Annotated in this window: 16 protein-coding genes and 1 tRNA gene; 13 read left to right on the top strand and 4 right to left on the bottom strand. The window is 68.5% G+C overall.

Going from position 1 to position 16023, the window contains the following annotated elements:
- The first annotated feature begins 93 nt into the window (after positions 1-93).
- Positions 94-168 (top strand) — tRNA-Val (locus AB0K03_RS02605).
- Here the strand turns inward: AB0K03_RS02605 and AB0K03_RS02600 are convergent.
- The 3 genes from AB0K03_RS02600 to AB0K03_RS02590 all read right to left on the bottom strand — a co-directional run bounded on the left by AB0K03_RS02600 (position 125) and on the right by AB0K03_RS02590 (position 3655).
- The gene (locus AB0K03_RS02600) at positions 125-1765 is read right to left on the bottom strand and encodes a recombinase family protein (RefSeq protein ID WP_364680694.1); all 1641 of its coding nucleotides are present in this window, start codon (positions 1763-1765) and stop codon (positions 125-127) included. The two genes, AB0K03_RS02605 and AB0K03_RS02600, sit on opposite strands and share 44 nt — an antisense overlap.
- Positions 1766-2417: 652 nt before the next feature.
- Complete coding sequence (locus tag AB0K03_RS02595; protein WP_364679454.1) at positions 2418-3278, bottom strand: hypothetical protein; 861 nt, start codon at positions 3276-3278, stop codon at positions 2418-2420.
- Positions 3266-3655 carry a hypothetical protein gene (locus AB0K03_RS02590; RefSeq protein WP_364679451.1) on the bottom strand — a complete coding sequence of 130 codons (390 nt, stop codon included), beginning with the start codon at positions 3653-3655 and terminating at the stop codon, positions 3266-3268. Before AB0K03_RS02590 ends, AB0K03_RS02595 begins: the two co-directional genes overlap by 13 nt.
- A 1002-nt stretch (positions 3656-4657) precedes the next feature.
- Between AB0K03_RS02590 and AB0K03_RS02585 the strand changes: the two genes are divergently transcribed.
- The 12 genes from AB0K03_RS02585 to AB0K03_RS02530 all read left to right on the top strand — a co-directional run bounded on the left by AB0K03_RS02585 (position 4658) and on the right by AB0K03_RS02530 (position 15603).
- Positions 4658-5311 (top strand): SAF domain-containing protein, encoded by a 654-nt coding sequence (locus tag AB0K03_RS02585; protein WP_364679448.1) that lies wholly within the window; start codon positions 4658-4660, stop codon positions 5309-5311.
- A 1-nt stretch (position 5312) separates the two neighbouring features.
- Positions 5313-6005, top strand: a complete 693-nt coding sequence (locus AB0K03_RS02580; protein ID WP_364679445.1) for a hypothetical protein — start codon at positions 5313-5315, stop codon at positions 6003-6005.
- 7 nt (positions 6006-6012) lie between these two features.
- Positions 6013-7341 (top strand): ATPase, T2SS/T4P/T4SS family, encoded by a 1329-nt coding sequence (locus AB0K03_RS02575; protein ID WP_364679442.1) that lies wholly within the window; start codon positions 6013-6015, stop codon positions 7339-7341.
- Positions 7342-7344: 3 nt separating this feature from the next.
- Positions 7345-8169 (top strand): type II secretion system F family protein, encoded by an 825-nt coding sequence (locus AB0K03_RS02570; protein WP_364679439.1) that lies wholly within the window; start codon positions 7345-7347, stop codon positions 8167-8169.
- Entirely contained in the window at positions 8166-9074 is a 909-nt protein-coding gene (locus tag AB0K03_RS02565) for a type II secretion system F family protein (RefSeq protein ID WP_364679436.1), read from the top strand. Before AB0K03_RS02570 ends, AB0K03_RS02565 begins: the two co-directional genes overlap by 4 nt.
- 89 nt (positions 9075-9163) lie before the next feature.
- Positions 9164-9358, top strand: coding sequence for a hypothetical protein (locus tag AB0K03_RS02560; protein ID WP_092544624.1), 195 nt, complete (start codon positions 9164-9166; stop codon positions 9356-9358).
- Positions 9355-9762, top strand: coding sequence for a TadE family protein (locus tag AB0K03_RS02555; RefSeq protein ID WP_364679433.1), 408 nt, complete (start codon positions 9355-9357; stop codon positions 9760-9762). The genes AB0K03_RS02560 and AB0K03_RS02555 overlap by 4 nt, the downstream gene beginning before the upstream one ends.
- Positions 9763-9851: 89 nt before the next feature.
- Complete coding sequence (locus AB0K03_RS02550; RefSeq protein ID WP_364679430.1) at positions 9852-10271, top strand: pilus assembly protein; 420 nt, start codon at positions 9852-9854, stop codon at positions 10269-10271.
- Positions 10268-10699: a pilus assembly protein TadG-related protein gene (locus AB0K03_RS02545; RefSeq protein WP_364679427.1), complete on the top strand. Its 432-nt coding sequence runs from the start codon at positions 10268-10270 to the stop codon at positions 10697-10699. The genes AB0K03_RS02550 and AB0K03_RS02545 overlap by 4 nt, the downstream gene beginning before the upstream one ends.
- 14 nt (positions 10700-10713) lie before the next feature.
- Positions 10714-13455 carry a transcriptional regulator gene (locus AB0K03_RS02540; protein WP_364679425.1) on the top strand — a complete coding sequence of 914 codons (2742 nt, stop codon included), beginning with the start codon at positions 10714-10716 and terminating at the stop codon, positions 13453-13455.
- Positions 13452-14162 carry a prepilin peptidase gene (locus tag AB0K03_RS02535; protein ID WP_364679422.1) on the top strand — a complete coding sequence of 237 codons (711 nt, stop codon included), beginning with the start codon at positions 13452-13454 and terminating at the stop codon, positions 14160-14162. The genes AB0K03_RS02540 and AB0K03_RS02535 overlap by 4 nt, the downstream gene beginning before the upstream one ends.
- Positions 14163-14190: 28 nt before the next feature.
- Positions 14191-15603 carry a hypothetical protein gene (locus AB0K03_RS02530; protein ID WP_364679419.1) on the top strand — a complete coding sequence of 471 codons (1413 nt, stop codon included), beginning with the start codon at positions 14191-14193 and terminating at the stop codon, positions 15601-15603.
- Positions 15604-15672: 69 nt separating this feature from the next.
- Here the strand turns inward: AB0K03_RS02530 and AB0K03_RS02525 are convergent, their stop codons facing one another.
- Positions 15673-15882 (bottom strand): hypothetical protein, encoded by a 210-nt coding sequence (locus AB0K03_RS02525; protein ID WP_364679416.1) that lies wholly within the window; start codon positions 15880-15882, stop codon positions 15673-15675.
- Positions 15883-16023: the final 141 nt, after the last annotated feature.

Below are 16023 nucleotides of genomic sequence, written 5' to 3'. Positions count from 1 at the left end.
GCGGCGCCGGCCGGCTCTCGGTGGGCCGGCGCCGACGCGCCGACCCCGGATTCGCACCCGGCCGGGGCGGTCCGGTACAGTCTGCAGCGTCCCGGGCGATTAGCTCAGCGGGAGAGCGCTCCGTTCACACCGGAGAGGTCACTGGTTCGATCCCAGTATCGCCCACCATAGTTGGCAGTGCGCGAACCGCACCGTCAGGTGATAGTTGATCAAGGGCTGACTCGAGAGTCAGCCCTTCGTCGTCTCTCGCGGTCGGGATGCGGAACATCGGGATGACGCTGTCGTCGGACTGGATCTCGATGTCTTCCACCAGGGCCTCGAAGAGTGCCTTCTTGGCCCGGTGGCCGCCCGATCGGATGATCTCAGCGATCTGCTGCCGGAGTTGGGCGAGTTCATCGGGGGACGGCCCGGTGGGGGGCTTGTCGAGATCGAATTCTAGGCGGGCTTTGTCGGCGCGGAGCTGTTTGGTCTGTTTGCGAAGTTCGACTAGTCGGGCTTTGACGTCGGGGTCCTGGTCGTCGAAGGTTCCGCGCTCGAAGGCGGTGAGGTAGCGGTCGATGGCGGCGGATGCTTCTTTGAGCTGGCGTTTGGTGGCGTCGAGCTCGTCGTGGAGTTTGCCGGTGGCTTGGCCGTGGTTGGTGAGGAACCTGGTGACCGCCTGCTCGATGACGTCGTGTCCGGTGGTGTAGAAGTCGATCAGGGCTTGGCCGATGGCGTGTTCGAGCTGGTCGGCGCTGAAGCGGTGGATGCCGCAGCCTTGTTTCGTGCCGTACCGGTTGCGGGTCCAGCATGTGTAGTAGCGGTAGCGGTTGCTGCGGCCGTTGGCGGCGGTGCCGACGTACTTTCGGCCGCACTGCGGGCAGGAGATCTTCCCTGTGAGGGTGTAGTCGGAGGGGTTGGCCGCCCGCTGCCCGATCTGTTCGCCGCGCCGGCCGAGGATGGTCTGCGCCTTGCTGAACTGCTCCTGGGTGATGATCGGAGGGTGGGCGTCGGTGACGGTGATGTCGCGGAAGCTTTTCTCGCCGATGTAGAGGCGGTTGGTGATGACCACTTCGACGGCCGCCGACGACCAGATCCTGCCGCGTTTGGTGCGGATGCCGCGGTCGTTGAGGGCGTTGGCGATGGCGCGGGTGCCGAGCCGGTCGTTGGTGTAGAGGTCGAAGATGAGCCGGACGACCGCGGCTTCTGCCTCTACGACGACGATGTTGTTGGTCCTCGGGTCTTTGACGTAGCCGATCGGTATGGGGCCGCCGTTCCACAGCCCTTTGGTGGCCTTGCGTTCCATGCCCGCGATGACGCGGTCGATGATGACCTCGCGCTCGAACTCGGCGAACACTCCGAGCATCTGCACGAGCATGCGTCCGACCGGGGTGGAGGTGTCGAAGGGTTCGGTGGCGGAGCGGAAGGCCACGCCAGCGTCGGCGAGGTCGTCGAGCAGGCCGACCAGGTCGCGTAGGCGGCGGGAGAAGCGGTCGACGCGGTAGACCAGGACGGTGTCGAACAGGCCCGCGCGGGCGGCGCGGAGCATGTTCTGCAGGTCCTCGCGCTCGGTGGTAGCACCGGACGCGTCGTCGGAGTAGATCTTGACTATCTGCCAGTCGCCGGGTTGGGACTCGACGAAGGCCCGGAGTTTGGTTTCCTGGGCTTCGAGGCTGTAGGGCTGGTTGTCCTCGTCAGTGGACCGGCGGATGTAGATCGCTACCCGGCGGGTGAACGCTTCTTCGATCTGCCGTATGCGGTGGGCGGTGCGTGTTCTCTTAGCCATGTTTATCGATGCCTTCCAAGATCATTTAAGGGGTGGATCATCGCTGAACGTCAGTCAATCCGTGCCAGTAGTCAAGCCACGAAATGGGCTCTGAACTGTGGAGATACAAGAAGGCCGGTCCTGCGCAGATGCGCAGAACCGGCCTTCTTTGACTGGTTGGATGAAGGCTCTACGGCAGCTTCGCCATGACCGCACTGGGCTCGGTGGCGGTCATCCGGGATTGGGTTCTCCCGGACTGCTCGTCCGGGGGTGGGTTCGTTGCGCTGGTGGCGGTGTGGGGTGTTGCCGTTCCCACCATTCGGCGATCAACGCGGCGAGCGCAGTGACCGCCTGCTCGCGGTCGTCGTCGCGTAGCGGTGCGGTGCGTGGTGGGCGGACAGTGATCGGATTCTGTCGGCTGGCCGATCGAGGGCGCGGAGTTGGTGGCTGGGGTGCGTCAGCCATAGGCGCTCCTGATCAGGGTTCTGTGTCGTTGCACGGCTGCGGTGTCGTTCATCTCGTACCTCCTTGGATGGCGGAAACGGCGGATGGCCCGCAGAGCAGTGCTCTGCGGGCCATCCGGTGGTCGTGAGTGGGTTTACGCGAGAGGGACCATCGGCGCTGGGATATCCGATGGGCTGCTCCCCGCGGGGATGCTCGGCATGCCGGATGGCTAGCCGGACACGACGGAGCGTCGTTGAGTCACGGTGACGTTAGCGGTGGTGGCGGTCGTGATCGCTGGTTCGGTTCCGGAGAATCCGCCGCCGCTCCAAGAGATGTCCCATGTCGCAACGGCTCGGACGGTGTAACCGCTCCTGCCGGAGGGGATTTTGTAGGTGTGCCCGCAGTCCGGTGACTCGGTGTCCATGCCGGCTGCTGCAGTCCACGGAGTTCCCGGGCCTTCACAGACGCGGGCGGAGGTGCCATCGCCCGCGTCCCAGGTGATCTTCTTGGGTACGGCTCTGGCTGTGATGGTTAGTCCGCCTGCGGAGGCAGACGCCGTCTGGGTCTGCCACCATCCGGGCTGCACCCACCACCACACCGGAACCCAGACGACCTGGGTGGTGGTGAACTTGGGATTGGCCGCGATGGCGGGAGTGGGGATCTCCAAGTTGTCGACGGCGCGTTGGGTGAGGACGCCAAGCGCTGCGGGCGGCTGGTCCAGTATCACGATGCCCCAGTCGGTCGTCTCGTCCGTCTCGGGATTGATGCAGGTCTTGATCCACTGGTTGGCCGGCAGGTATCCACCTGCGTCTTTGCCGTAGTAGCAGCCGTCGCTGCCGAGCCAGCCGAATTCGTTGTAGCACTCCACGGGCTGACCGCCGATGGTGCACGAGATGCTTCCACCGCCATCTCCGTCATTGCCGCTGCCGCCGCCGGTGTAGCCGACCTCGACCGTGCATCGGGGGTTACTGGGCGACGTGGAGCAGTCGACGCCTCCCCACCCGTCATCGGCCCGGCTGACCCCTGGGATGGCAACGACCAGCACAACGGCCGCCACCAGCGGGATGAGGAGGCGCCTCAGGGCCTGCATGACCCCACCTCCTGTACCGCGAGGGCCGCCACCTTCCAGACGCCTTCGGCGATCTTGAGGTCTGCGATCGCCAGGCGGTATCCGCCTTTGTCCGACGACACCGGCTCGCCATTCGCCTTATAGAGCACGGTCTTGCGGGTGTCCATGCAGTCCTCGACGACCGCCTTCGTTGGGGCCTTTGCTGGGCTCAGCTCGGTCACCTTGGCGTGGCTGACGGTCTGGCCCCGGGTGTAGACGCCCTCCTTCTTCCGTTTGGTCAGCGCCGTCGTAAACAGGTCGAGCGCCGATCCGGTGGTGTACCTACGAAGGTCCGGGTAGTCGGGATCGCTGGTCTGGCCGGCAGCATCGAAGGCTTCCTGCATGCCCATGTACGCCACGAGTGCTTGCTGTTTGGCCTCCTCGGGCGTTACCGGCGCCGCGGACGACGCCGGTAACGGGCTCGAAGGGGCAGGTGCTGGCGCGGATGAGCTGGAGCTCGATATCTCGACCGGTGGCGGATCGCGGTCTGTGCACGCGGCCAGTGTCGTCACCGCCATCGCGAGCGCTACCGCCAGAATCGGTCCTGGGTTTGTGCGTCTCATTCCTGTCCTCCAACGCGAGAGGCCCCGAGCGATCGTTCTTACCCGAGACCACGCCGGTGCGCTACTGACAGTTGGGCACGTACATGCTGTCGGTAGCTTCCGTGCGCTCCATCGGGCGTCGCTCGTGGACGGGGCATAAGCCGCCGCACTTCGCCGATGGCAGGCTCAGGTGCGTGTAGACAGCGACGAGCGCCTCGTAGGTCGCCAGGTGCTCGCGACCTTTGTCGCTGAGGCTGTACGTCTTGATCGGCCGCCTACCCGATCGGATCGCGTCGGTCCGAACCAGTCCTGCACGCGTCAAGCGGTACAAACTGCGCGTTAACGCGTTGTCGTCCACGTGCTCGCCGACGTGCGTCTCCAGACGCCCGTGTAGCGCACGGAAGCGGAACGGCGCTTCGGCGAGTACGGCCAGGATTGGCGGATCCCAGCGAAAGCGAAACAGGTCGGAAATACGGATTAGCTGCTCGATGTCAATCTTGACTCCCCCGAGTCTGCAAGTTGCACGAGAACCTAAATACCGTGCCATCGGGTGATCACCAGCGGCAAACGGTTTCCGACTCGATGACGAAAGGTCTGATGGCTCTGCCCTATTTGGACGACCATCTATCAACTGTTCGAGCGATAACGAGTCCAGACATGTCCTGACCTGTGGGAAAGCTGTGAGAAGCCCAGCGACTCACTGTCGTGGTGAACGTACACGGTGTACGTAGGCGATCTACGTACGCACTTGTCCGTGGCGACGCCATCTGGATCTCCGGTACGACGGAGATTCGCGTTTTGCTACGGGGGTGATGATCCATGACCGCAGTCGCAGAAGGCCGGCGGGTAGCGCCGACTAGGCCGAGTCCGAGTCAAGCGGTACAACCCAAGCGACGTTGGTCGTTGCTAGTCGGTGGACTTTTATCAATCCTGCTGTGCGCGGGCATCTTCGCGGTGATCCAGCTCCGTGGCGACGCCCGTATCCAGGTGCTGGCGATTGCTCGCGCGGTGGCCGCAGGACAACCGCTGACCGCCGACGACTTGAAGGCTGTGCGCGTCGTGCCCGACCCCAGCGTGCCGCTGGTCAAGGCTGTCGATGTCGACCAGGTAATCGGCCGAAGCCCGGCGGTTCCGCTGGCAACTGGCACGCTGCTCGCGGAGTCCCAGCTCGGCCCGGCGTCCTGGCCTGGCGCTGGTCAGGCCGTTGTCGCTGCGGTGTTCAAGCCGGGCGCTGTCCCGGCAGGGCTGGCCCCCGGCAGCCACGCGCTGGTCGTCACCGTCGCCAAGAGCGACGTCACCGGAACCTCCGACGCGACCTCGACACCGCAACCGGTCGCCGCGACCGTCGTCGACATCACCGAGGGGACCGACGGCACCGGCACGACGATCGTGTCGCTGCTGCTGACCCGTGCCGACGCGACGAAGCTCGCCGGGGCGGGAACAGACCTATCTCTGGTCCTGGTGGCGAGCTGACATGTTGGTCGCCGTCACCTCTGTCAAATCCGGCGGGGCCACCACTTTCGCCGCCGCGCTGGCCGCGGTGTGGCCGGACGAGTCCGCGCTCCTGATCGAAGCGGATCCGGCCGGCGGTGACCTCGGTGGCTGGCACGGCCTTTCCGACAGCCCTGGCCTGGCATCGCTGGCCAACGCCTGCCGCAGCGGCCATCCCGACATCGGAGAGCACACCACCCGCCTGCCGTTCGGCATCGACGCGGTTCTCGCCGCCGCCGGGCGACCACAGGCCAGCGCAGCGATCGGGCTGCTGGCTGACACCGAGCCTGCACGCTGGGCCAAGGAACGCCTGACCGTGCTCGATCTCGGCCGCCTGGAACCCGGCTCTCCGGCGCTGCCGCTGCTGGAGTTGGCGGATGTGGTCCTCGTCGTGGCCGGCGGCGACGCTCTGTCGCTGCTGCGCCTGTCGCTGGCCGAGATCCCCAGCGATCGGGCACGACTGGTCACCGTCGGTCGCGTCGACTATTCGATGGATGACCTGGCCAGCCTCGTTCGCGTGCCGTTGATCGCGCAGATGCCGTGGGACCGGCACAGCGCCGAGATCATCGCGGGTCGCCGCCGGATCGGCCGGGCGTGGAACCGCCTCGGACTGCCCGCGACCGCGCGAGCGCTGGCCGCGTCCCTTGTCCGCCAGGGCACTTTTCCCGTGAGGTGAGTACCCCATGTCCATGCCGCTAACCACTGCACTGTCCGAATCTGATCTCGTCGCTGAGCTTCGTGCCCAGGTGAGCCAGGCGTTGGGGGCGCACGCCGGGGGCGGCCTGCTGCCTGCGACCGAACGGCGCGTACTCGCCGAGCGATACACCGGCGAAGCCCTGGACTCGCTGGCACGACAGGCGCTCGACGAGGGCCACGCACCGCTGTCGGCGGAAGCCGAAGCTCGGGTGGCCCGTGCGGTCATCGACCACATCGTCGGCGCGGGCGGCCTGCAACATCTGCTGAGCAACCCCGAGATCGAGAACATCCATGCCAACGGCGCCGATGAGGTCTTCATCCGTTACGTCGGCGGTAAATCGGAGGTCGGACCGCCGATAGCCGAATCCGACGAAGCCATGATCGAAATGATCCGAGCGCTGGCCGCCGAAGCAGCGCTCGGTGCCGACCTGTCCGGCCAGGGCGAGGAACGCACCTTCGACCGAGCCAACCCAGTCCTGGACATGCGGCTGCGCGACGGGGAACGGCTGTGCGCCACGATGTCGGTGTCGAGTCGACCTGCGCTGGCGATCCGTCGTCCCACGATGTTCAACGCCGATCTCGACGACCTGATGGCCAAGGGCATGCTGGACGAGCCGTTGTGCCGGGTGATCCAGGCCGCGATGCGCGCCAAGCTCAACATCGTCTTCGCGGGCGGCACCAACACCGGCAAGACGACCTTTGCACGAGCTGCCGCCCGCGCGATACCCCCGCACGAACGGCTGGTCACCATTGAGGATCAGTACGAACTCGAGCTGAGGGATCCGGTCGCGCATCCGAACGTCGTGATGTTCCAGGCCCGGCGGCCCAACCTGGAAGGTGTCGGCGCGGTCCCGATGACGGCGCTGGTGCACACCGCCCTGCGTCTCGACCCAGATCGGGTGATCGTCGGTGAGACCCGCGGTGACGAAGTGATCGACCTACTCAAGGCCATGAGCCAGGGCAACGACGGCAGCTTCGCCACGATCCACGCCTCGTCGAGTGCGCAGGTGTTCACCCGCATGAAGCTGTACGCCAAGCAGTCGCCGGAGAAGCTGGACTTCGACGCGTCCGCCATGTTGATCGCCGAAGCCCTGGACCTGGTCGTGCACCTCGACTGGACCCCGAAGAAGACCCGTGTGGTGTCCAGCGTCCGGGAGGTCGTCGGCTTCGACGGCGGCGACGTCATCTCCAACGAGGTGTGGCGGCCCGGACACGAAAGACGCGCCGTGCCCAACACCCCGCTGCGCACCGAGACCCTGGACCGGCTGGAAGCCGCCGGGCTCGACCCGCACATCATCGACCGGGTCGGGTGGTGACCCATGACCGCACTCGCCGCCCTCCTCGGGGCAGGCGTCGGCCTCGGCTTCCTGGCCGTCGTCGCCGGTCTGCGCCCGCCAGCGGCCAGCGACCCGGGTCGTACCTCCGAAATCCGGTTCACCCGCGAGCACGTCATCCGGCTCGCCATCGCGGTCGCTGTGGCCGCCCTCGCGGGCTTGCTGACCCGCTGGCCGGTCGGCGCGATCCTCGCCGGGGTAGGCGCGTACGCGCTGCCGATCGCGCTGGGCACGAATAAGAGAGCGGCCCGCGACCTCGCGCGCACCGAGGCTGTTGCCGTCTGGACCGAGATGCTGCGCGACAACCTGTCCGGGGCGTCCGGGCTCGAACAGTCCATCCTCGTCACGGCCCCGTACGCGCCGGCCGCCATCAAGGACGAGATCGACGACCTCGCCGCCGCCGTGCGTCTCGGTCACCGGCTACCGATCGCCCTGGCCGAGCTGCGCACCCGGCTCAACGACCGGACCGGCCGTCTGGTGGTGCGAGCGCTGATCCAAGCCTCCACCCGCCAGTCCCGACAGCTCGCCGACCTGCTGACCGAGCTGGCCACCCGGGCACGTGCCCGAGCCACCCTGCGGCTGAAGATCGCCCCCGGGCACGCGAAAATCCGTACCAACGCGAGAGTGATCACCGCGTTCACGATCGTGATGGCGGTCGGGCTAATCCTGTTCAACCCGACGTACCTCGCCCCGTACCGCAGCCTCGCCGGTCAGCTCACGCTCGTCTTGGTGGGTGCCATCTTTGCGGTCGGCTTCCTGGGCATCGCCCGCCTCGCCCGCATCGGCGTGACCGAAGGAGCCCGGACATGATCACGGCGACCATGCTGGGCGCGGGGGCCGGGCTCGGCCTGGCGATGCTCGTCGCCTTCGCGTTCCCGGCCCGGCCCACCCTGGCCCAGGCGTTCGCCGCCCTACATCCGCGCACCACCGGCATGACGATCTACGCGCGGCCGTTCATCCCGTCTGAGGACGTGGGACAGCTCGCCGTGCTGGGACGGCCGTTCGCTCCGCTGCTGGAGCGGCTCGGCCTGCCCCGTGCCAAGGTCCGCGCCGACCTGGGGATCTGTGGCCGAGACCCCCGCCGGCACCTGGCCGAGCAAGCCGCGATGGCCTTGTTGGGCTTCCTGCTACCCCCGGCGTTCGTCGCCGTGGTCACGCTCGGCGGCACGCCGATCGGCTGGCAGCTACCGGTGTGGGCCTCGCTGATCCTGGGCGCGCTCGGCGCGTTCGTGCCGGATCTAGCCGTTGCTTCCGAAGCCGTCAAACGCCGGGCCGAGCTGCGGGAAGCCGTCTCGGAAATGCTCGACCTGGTGGTGATCTCGCTGGCCGGTGGCGCGGGCGTGGATCAAGCGCTCCGTGACGCCACCACCGAATCCGAGGGATGGGCGCAGACCGCCCTGCGGCAGGCCGTCGAAGCGGCACACCTGCGGCGGGTCCCGCCCTGGCAGACCCTCGGCGTGCTCGGTGAGACTGCCGGGCTGACCGCCCTGGCCGAGTTGTCGGCCGCGCTGGCGATGGCGGGCAGTGAAGGGGCACGGATCAAGTCGACGCTGTCCGCCCGGTCGTCCGCGCTGATGACCCACCAACTCGCTGAGGCCGAGGCCGCCGCCGCGTCAGCGACCGAACGGATGGTGCTGCCGCTGGTCTGCCTGCTCGGCGGGTTCATGATCTTCCTGATCTTCCCTGCTTTCGCCACGATCCTCGGCGCTTTCTAGGAGATCCGTGAGTTCAGGAATTCCGAAATTTCTTCAGACTTCCGGTCCGGAATCCACCAGGCCGGTTAATCCTCACGGGAGGTACTCGAATGTTGGACTACCTGGCCGCGTACGCCGCAGCCTCCACCCAGCAGATCCGGGAGCGCACGGGTCGGCACCACCGCGACGGCGGCTACAGCACGGAGATGATCGCCGTGACCGCCTTCGTGGTCGCCCTGGCCCTCGCGGCGCTGGCGATCCTCGGCCCGAAGGTCTTGGAAAAGATCAACGGCGTCACGCTGTGACCATCACGGCGCCCCGACGCCGGCGCGACCGAGGGGCGGCCAGCGTCGAGTTGGTGCTGGCCACCCCTCTGCTCGGCCTGCTGCTGATGGCCGCCGTGCAGTTCGCCCTCTGGCAGCACGCCAGCCACATGGCACAGGCCGCCGCCAACGAAGGCGTGCAGATCGCACGGGCCTACGGCAGCAGCGCCGCCGCCGGACGCTCCGACACCGAGGCACTGCTGGCCGCCCTGTCCGGCGGCGCTCTGTCCGGCACTTCCGTCAGCGCCAGCCGCAGCGCTACCACCGCCACGATCACGATCACCGGCCGAGCCGAGGCCATGATCCCCGGCCTGTCCTTCCCGATCAAAGTCACCGTCACCGCGCCGGTAGAACGGATTCCGGCAAATCCAGCAACCCCCGCGTAAGGACGACCATGGATTCGAACATCGAAGACCCTGGCGCGTATGCGGGGCAACGATCCGATCTGCGGCGCACGACGAGGACGAGGTCCGGTTTGCTTCGCCGCCGGTTCCCGGCCGGCGACCGTGGCTCGATCACGAGCGAACTCGCGGTGTTCGTCGTGCCGTTCCTCATCCTCATGGCGATGTTCATCGTGTTCTGCGGCCGGGCGGCCTCGGTGTCGATCGACGCTCACGCCGTGGCTGCCGCTGCGGCCCGTGCCGCCGCCGACGCTCCGACGGCGGGAGCCGCACGTACGGCCGCCAGCCGGGCCGCCAGCGCGATGGCCTCCGGCAGCAAGTTCACCTGTACCGCGACGACCGACACCGGCCAGTTCAGACGCGGCGGGTCCGTCACCGTCCACGCCGCATGCGTCTTACCCATGGCGGACCTCGGCATCCCCAGCCTCGGCGGGACCAAGACCGCCCACGCCACCGCGACCGAACCCATCGACATTTACCGGGCGGGGACATGACTTGCACACCAGCACCTACGACCCGCCGTCGCGTCCGTGCCGCCGACCGGGGGACGGTCACCGCGTTCACCGTCGTCTGGTTGGCCGCCGCCCTCGTCCTCGCCGGGCTCGTCCTGGACGCCGGACTCGCCGTCTCGACGAAGGTCAACGCCCGAGCCGTCGCCAACGCCGCCGCCCGCGCAGGAGCACGGGAACTCGACCTGGCCGCCCTGCGAATCAACGGCGTCATCCGCATCGACCAGAACAAGGCCCGTACCTCCGCCGCAGGCTGGATCGCCCGCGCCGGACTACGCGGCACCGTCACCGTCACCGCGAACACCGTCACGGTCAGCGTGACCACCTCCCAGCCCACGCAACTGCTCGGCCTGATCGGCATCCGCAGCATCCCGGTCCACGCCACGGCGACCGCCGAAGCGATCACCCCCTGACGAGGAGACACACGATGCTGTCCTGGCTCGGCCGTGCGGCCATCCGCATCAGCGCAGGCAGCCTCCTGACCGCGATCGTCGCCGGAGTCCCTACCTGGCTCGTGATCGCCGTGGGCTGGCCACTACCGGGCAGCATGCCCGACCGCGCCAGCCTCACCACGTTCCTGACCGGCGGGGTCACCGACCGCATGGTGGTCAACCTGCTGTCCATCGCGATCTGGCTCGTCTGGATGCTGTTCGCGCAGGCCGTCTACGCCGAGCTGCGCGACACCATCCGCGGCGTCAAAGACCTGCGCCTGCGGGCATACCGCAACCCGCTGCGCAGCACGGCATCGATTCTGGTCAGCTCGATGCTGCTCGGCACCGTCCTGACCGCGACGGCGGCCACCGCGAGCCCGCACGCCGCCGGAGCCGCCGTCGCCACGACGCCGCACGCCCTGCCCGCTGTCGCGCTGGCCACGGTCAGCGAAGGACCGGCCACCATCCACGTTGGCAACCAAACGTACGTGTACGTCGTCAAGCGCGCCGACAGCCTGTCCAAGATCTCCGCCGCCTGGCTCGGCAATGCCGACCGCTGGCCGGAGGTCTGCCAGCTGAACAAGCATCGCCACTTCGCCACAGTCGGCGGCACCCTGCGCGACTGTAACCTGATCTTTCCCGGCTGGGACCTGCGGCTGCCCGCCGACGCCAAACCGCCCACTTCCGCGAAGACCGGCGACACCCACCACACCACGCAACCTCCGGCAGCCGCCCCGACCACAACGGCCAGCCCGTCAGTATCCGCACCAACATCAGCAGCACCGAGCAGCGCGCCCGCTACGACAGCCGCCGATCCCAGCTCGCCCTCAGCCACGACGAGCAGCACGGCAGCCCTCTCGACGACCGCCACACCGAGCAGTTCCGCAACCGCCGCGGCCCCGACCGCGTCAACCTCGGCGTCCGGCTCCCCGACATCCGCGTCCGTCCCGGCATCCTCGGCCTCGGCTCCGGACACGCCGAGTACGGCCTCGTCGCACGACGAGCACGGCGTGCAACTCTCACCGTCGAGCTGGGTCCCATGGATCCTCGCCGCCGCGATCAGCGCCGCCACGCTCCTGGTCTGGCGCCAGCGCCGCCGCCGCTACACCGGCGAACCCGACGACGACCCGCCAACCGAACTTCCACCGCCCGTGGTCATGCTGCGCCGCGCGGTCAACCGCAACCCCGACCTCCCGAACCCCGACGACAGCGAAGCCGAGCCACCGGGCCTGCCGGACCTCACACCGCTACCGCCCGGCGGCACCGGCCTGGTCGGCGACGGCGCGACCGCCGCCGCCCGTGCCGCCCTCGTGGCCGTACTCTCCTCCGGCGGCCCGCACCACCCGGACACCCGCGCGGAGGTCATCATCGACGCCGCAACCCTGGCCACCCTGCTCGGCCCGGACGTCGTGACCCTCGGCCCCTGGCCGCGCCTGCACCTGGCCGACAACCTCGACGATGCCCTCACCGCCGCCGAGGCCCGGCTACTGCACCGCAGCCGAATCCTGGACGAACACACCCTCACCGACCTCGGCGAACTCCGCACGGCCGCGCCCGACGAGGAAGCTCTCCCGCCGGTCATGCTCATCACCGAGACTCCGCCCGCCGGCGCCCGCATGCGCGCCAAGGTCGCCCTCGCGCTGGGCGAAGGACTGCACGTCTCCGCGCTGCTGCTCGGCGAATGGGCCCACGGCGCCACTCTGAACGTCGCTTCCGACGGGCACACCACGCTCGTCTCCGGGCAGCCCAGCGAACCGGTGCCGTCCCGGCTGCCCGTCCTCGAGCCGGGCGCGGCGATCCAAATCCTGACCACGCTGCGCGAAGCCCAGACCGGGGAACCACCCGCCATCACCTCACCGGCGATCCCGGTCACCGTCGTACCGCTGCACGCCAGCCGCACCGAGAACACCCCGACCGACACGACCCCACCCACCGTCGCTGTCCCCGGCCCGGACTCCACGGAACCGGCCCCCGCAACGCCCGCGGTCGGCGAAGGCCGGGCGCCGCTGCGGGTCCTCGGTCGACCCCGGATCGAAGACATCACCGCGGAAGGCCGGCCACTACGAGCCAAAGCCCTCGAACTGGCCGTGTATCTCGCTGTGCATCCCGACGGCGCCGCCACCCGGGAGATCGGCGAGTACCTGGAACCCGATGCCCGCGTCAACCAGGCCGACCAGCGCGTGCACACCAACGCCTCCAACCTGCGCCACGTGCTCGGCCGCGCCGGCACCGCCGAGGCCAAGAACGCGTACGTCATCAAGTCCGCCGGACGCTACCGGCTCGATCCGACAACCGTGGACGTCGACGTCTGGACGTTGCGAGACCTGCTGCGGAAGGCCACCATCGCCGCCGAGCCGCACCGCCGGGAACTGCTGGCCGCCGCCTGCGATCTATGCAGCGCGCCCCTTGCCGAGGGCCAGGACTACGAGTGGATCCAGCCGCACCGCGAGACGGTGCGCCGTTGGGGCACCGAAGCCCATCTGATGCTGGCCGACGACCTGCTCGACAGCGACCCGCAGGCCGCGTCCGATCTGCTCGACAAGGCGATCGGGATGGACCGATACAACGAGGCCCTCTACGTCAAGGCGATGCACGCCCGCCACGCCCTGGCCGACGCCGACGGAATCCGGACCCTGCTGCGCGCTCTCACCAAGGCCCTGGCCGACCTGGATGCCGAGCCGCGCGAAGACACCCTCGAACTGGCCAACACGCTGCGCACCAGCCTGGACAGCAAATGACGACCACCACCACGCCTCGCCGCGCTCGCCTGCTGTTCACGCTCGCGATCACCCCGTTGCTGCGCTGGGCCATTGCCGCGCATAGCGTGCCTAACGACCAGCCCTGGCGCACCGCGTGCTCATGCGGGCGACCGCTGTGGGCCAGCACCGCCGCGCCCACCGGCCGGTGCACCGGATGCGGGCAGCGTATCGGCGCACCGCCCTACACCGTTGAAGCGGCCACCGTCCTGGCAGCCGTCGCCCTCACGCTGACCGGCCAGAGCGGGTGGACGCTCGCCGCGTATGCGTGGTGGACCGCGACCATGATCGTGCTGGTCTTCGTCGACCTGGCCGCGATGCTGCTCCCGCTGCGAATCAGCACTACCTCCGCAGTGGGATTCCTCGGCGTGCTCGCCGTCGCCGGGGACCATCACGCCTGGCGCCGGGCCGCCATCGCCGCGGTCACGCTCGCCGTGCTCCTCGCGGTCCTGGCCATCCTCGCACGCGGACAACTCGGCTGGGGTGATGTCGCGGTCGCCGTCCCGCTCGCCGCCGCCCTCGGCTGGAACAGCTGGCACGCCGTGTACGCCGGAATGCTGCTGGGCTTCGGGTCCGCCGCCCTCGCCGCGATCACGCTCCGAAAGATCGGCCGACTGCCGCGCGGCGCGGCCCTGCCCCTCGGCCCGTTCCTGATCGGCGCCGCCCTGACCGTTGTGCTCTGGCCGTGACCGGCGCACACCAGCAGAACCGGATCTCATGGTGAACATCGACGACCTGCGCACCCTCTACAACCAGAACCACACGCTCGTAGTCAGCGCCGCCTTCTTGACCGGACTCGGCCTGATCCTGCTCGTCACCCACCGGATCCGCCGGCTGGCCGAGCACCGGTTGACGCTGCTCGTCGCGAACATCCTGACCGTCATCGCGGCGGCCCTGGCAACGATGGTCTCCGCGTCGGGCATGTGGAAGTTCTTCACCGACGTCCTCGGCCAATCGCCGCTGCGGATCGTGTTCTTCGCCTACATCGAGGTCGCCCTGTTCGCGTCCGCGCTGCTGGCACGGGCACGGCTACTGCGGGAACCGGAGAAAGGCACCACCGGCGTCGACGGCGTCGCGGTCTGGGTCCTCGCCGGGCTGACCGCGAGCCTCTCGGCCCTCGACGCCAGCAGCTTCCGGGAACTCTGCCTACGCCTGGCGGCACCGCCCGTCGCCGCCTGGATGTGGGAACGCGCGCTCGCCGCCGAGCGCAGCGTCCGGCTCGGGCGCACCATGTCGCGTATCCACTGGACGGTCACCGTCGAACGGATCCTCGTCTGGCTACGGCTGGCCGAGGCCCAGGACCGCGACGTCACCGAGGTAGACCGCGCCCGCCGCCGCGCCCGGCTCGGCCGCGCCCGCCTACGCCTCTACCTGCTCCAGAACAAGAAAGCCGCCACCTGGCGGATCCGGCGCGCCCACAACCGGGTCATCCGACACGCCATGCACGCCGCCGAACACATCGGCCTCGCCGACTTCCCCGACACTGCCGACGAACGCGAAGCCATGCAGATCTACATGGCCACCCTCTACGGCGTCGTCGACGCCACCTCTCCCGAGGCCGTGGCCCGCTTCAACGCCTGGCGGCTGAACACGAGCAACCCGCCAGCGGCTTCATCCGAACTCAATCCGGTCGGCACCGCCGAGATCAAGCCACCGGTGATCGCGGCAGCCGAGCCCGCGCATCCATCGGTGCCGGGCGGCCACGTGGATCTGCCTTCCGCAACGGCTGCCAAAGGCGAGCAGGCTCAGCAGCCTCGTTACGAATTTCGTCCCGGACCGGTGACAGGAGAAGAGGAGCAGCGGGATCACAACAGCACTCGGTGGCCTGCCGAAGTGCCCGGGGCGGATGGCCGATCGAAGCCGTGGGCTTCCGCGCCGCGCGATCCCTATGACGATCCCGACGAGGATGCTGACGAACACGGTGGTGACGAGGAAGCCGACCGTTCGGCTGTCGCCGCCATGCGCCGGTTCTGGGACAGCGAGATCGCCCAGGGCCGTGTGCCCACCGGAGCTGAACTGTCCCGGGCTGCTGGAGTTCCGCCCAGCACCGGCCTCGGACGGCGGAAACGCCGCGAGTGGGAAGTCGACCTCCCCGAACACATCAGGATCGCCGCCACGGCCGGGCGCTAAAACGTCACTAGCCCGGTGCCCCGCTCGGCGGCGAAGGCACCAGGCCAGGAATGGTGTTTCCTCGTCCGGCTAGCGGTTCTCGGCGACGCTGGTCGCGATGGCGCGGGCGCCGCCCATGAGGTGGAAGGCCGTGATGAGGTGGCGGCGCGTATCGCCCGCGAGATCGGTCGCACGTTCCAACGCCTCGCCGGTGCCAGGCTCCTCGTCGTCGGCCGGCGGAGCCGACTCCCGTAGCAGAAGCTCGGTGAATTCCCCGGTCGCGGCGGCCGTGTTGAGCATGGCTGTTACCAACTCCCGATCCGGGTTCCTGACCATCGGAGAACACCAGGGTCATTGCATTGTCCCGTTACTGCTGGTCACGGCTGTGATGAGATCGTGTGGGCGGTGGTTGGCGCGGCGGCTGGCCCGGGCGATGCTGGT

The organism is Actinoplanes sp. NPDC049316 (assembly GCF_040677315.1).
Lineage (GTDB): Bacteria > Actinomycetota > Actinomycetes > Mycobacteriales > Micromonosporaceae > Actinoplanes.
This window is presented reverse-complemented; position numbering and strand designations above follow the sequence as displayed.

What these genes read in the sequence shown, in the direction of transcription:
- AB0K03_RS02600 (WP_364680694.1), bottom strand. Translation starts at nt 1,765, where the DNA reads ATGGCTAAGAGAACACGCACCGCCCACCGCATACGGCAGATCGAAGAA.
- AB0K03_RS02595 (WP_364679454.1), bottom strand. Translation starts at nt 3,278, where the DNA reads ATGCAGGCCCTGAGGCGCCTCCTCATCCCGCTGGTGGCGGCCGTTGTG.
- AB0K03_RS02585 (WP_364679448.1), top strand. Translation starts at nt 4,658, where the DNA reads ATGACCGCAGTCGCAGAAGGCCGGCGGGTAGCGCCGACTAGGCCGAGT.
- AB0K03_RS02580 (WP_364679445.1), top strand. Translation starts at nt 5,313, where the DNA reads ATGTTGGTCGCCGTCACCTCTGTCAAATCCGGCGGGGCCACCACTTTC.
- AB0K03_RS02575 (WP_364679442.1), top strand. Translation starts at nt 6,013, where the DNA reads ATGTCCATGCCGCTAACCACTGCACTGTCCGAATCTGATCTCGTCGCT.
- AB0K03_RS02570 (WP_364679439.1), top strand. Translation starts at nt 7,345, where the DNA reads ATGACCGCACTCGCCGCCCTCCTCGGGGCAGGCGTCGGCCTCGGCTTC.
- AB0K03_RS02565 (WP_364679436.1), top strand. Translation starts at nt 8,166, where the DNA reads ATGATCACGGCGACCATGCTGGGCGCGGGGGCCGGGCTCGGCCTGGCG.
- AB0K03_RS02560 (WP_092544624.1), top strand. Translation starts at nt 9,164, where the DNA reads ATGTTGGACTACCTGGCCGCGTACGCCGCAGCCTCCACCCAGCAGATC.
- AB0K03_RS02545 (WP_364679427.1), top strand. Translation starts at nt 10,268, where the DNA reads ATGACTTGCACACCAGCACCTACGACCCGCCGTCGCGTCCGTGCCGCC.
- AB0K03_RS02540 (WP_364679425.1), top strand. Translation starts at nt 10,714, where the DNA reads ATGCTGTCCTGGCTCGGCCGTGCGGCCATCCGCATCAGCGCAGGCAGC.
- AB0K03_RS02535 (WP_364679422.1), top strand. Translation starts at nt 13,452, where the DNA reads ATGACGACCACCACCACGCCTCGCCGCGCTCGCCTGCTGTTCACGCTC.
- AB0K03_RS02530 (WP_364679419.1), top strand. Translation starts at nt 14,191, where the DNA reads ATGGTGAACATCGACGACCTGCGCACCCTCTACAACCAGAACCACACG.
- AB0K03_RS02525 (WP_364679416.1), bottom strand. Translation starts at nt 15,882, where the DNA reads ATGCTCAACACGGCCGCCGCGACCGGGGAATTCACCGAGCTTCTGCTA.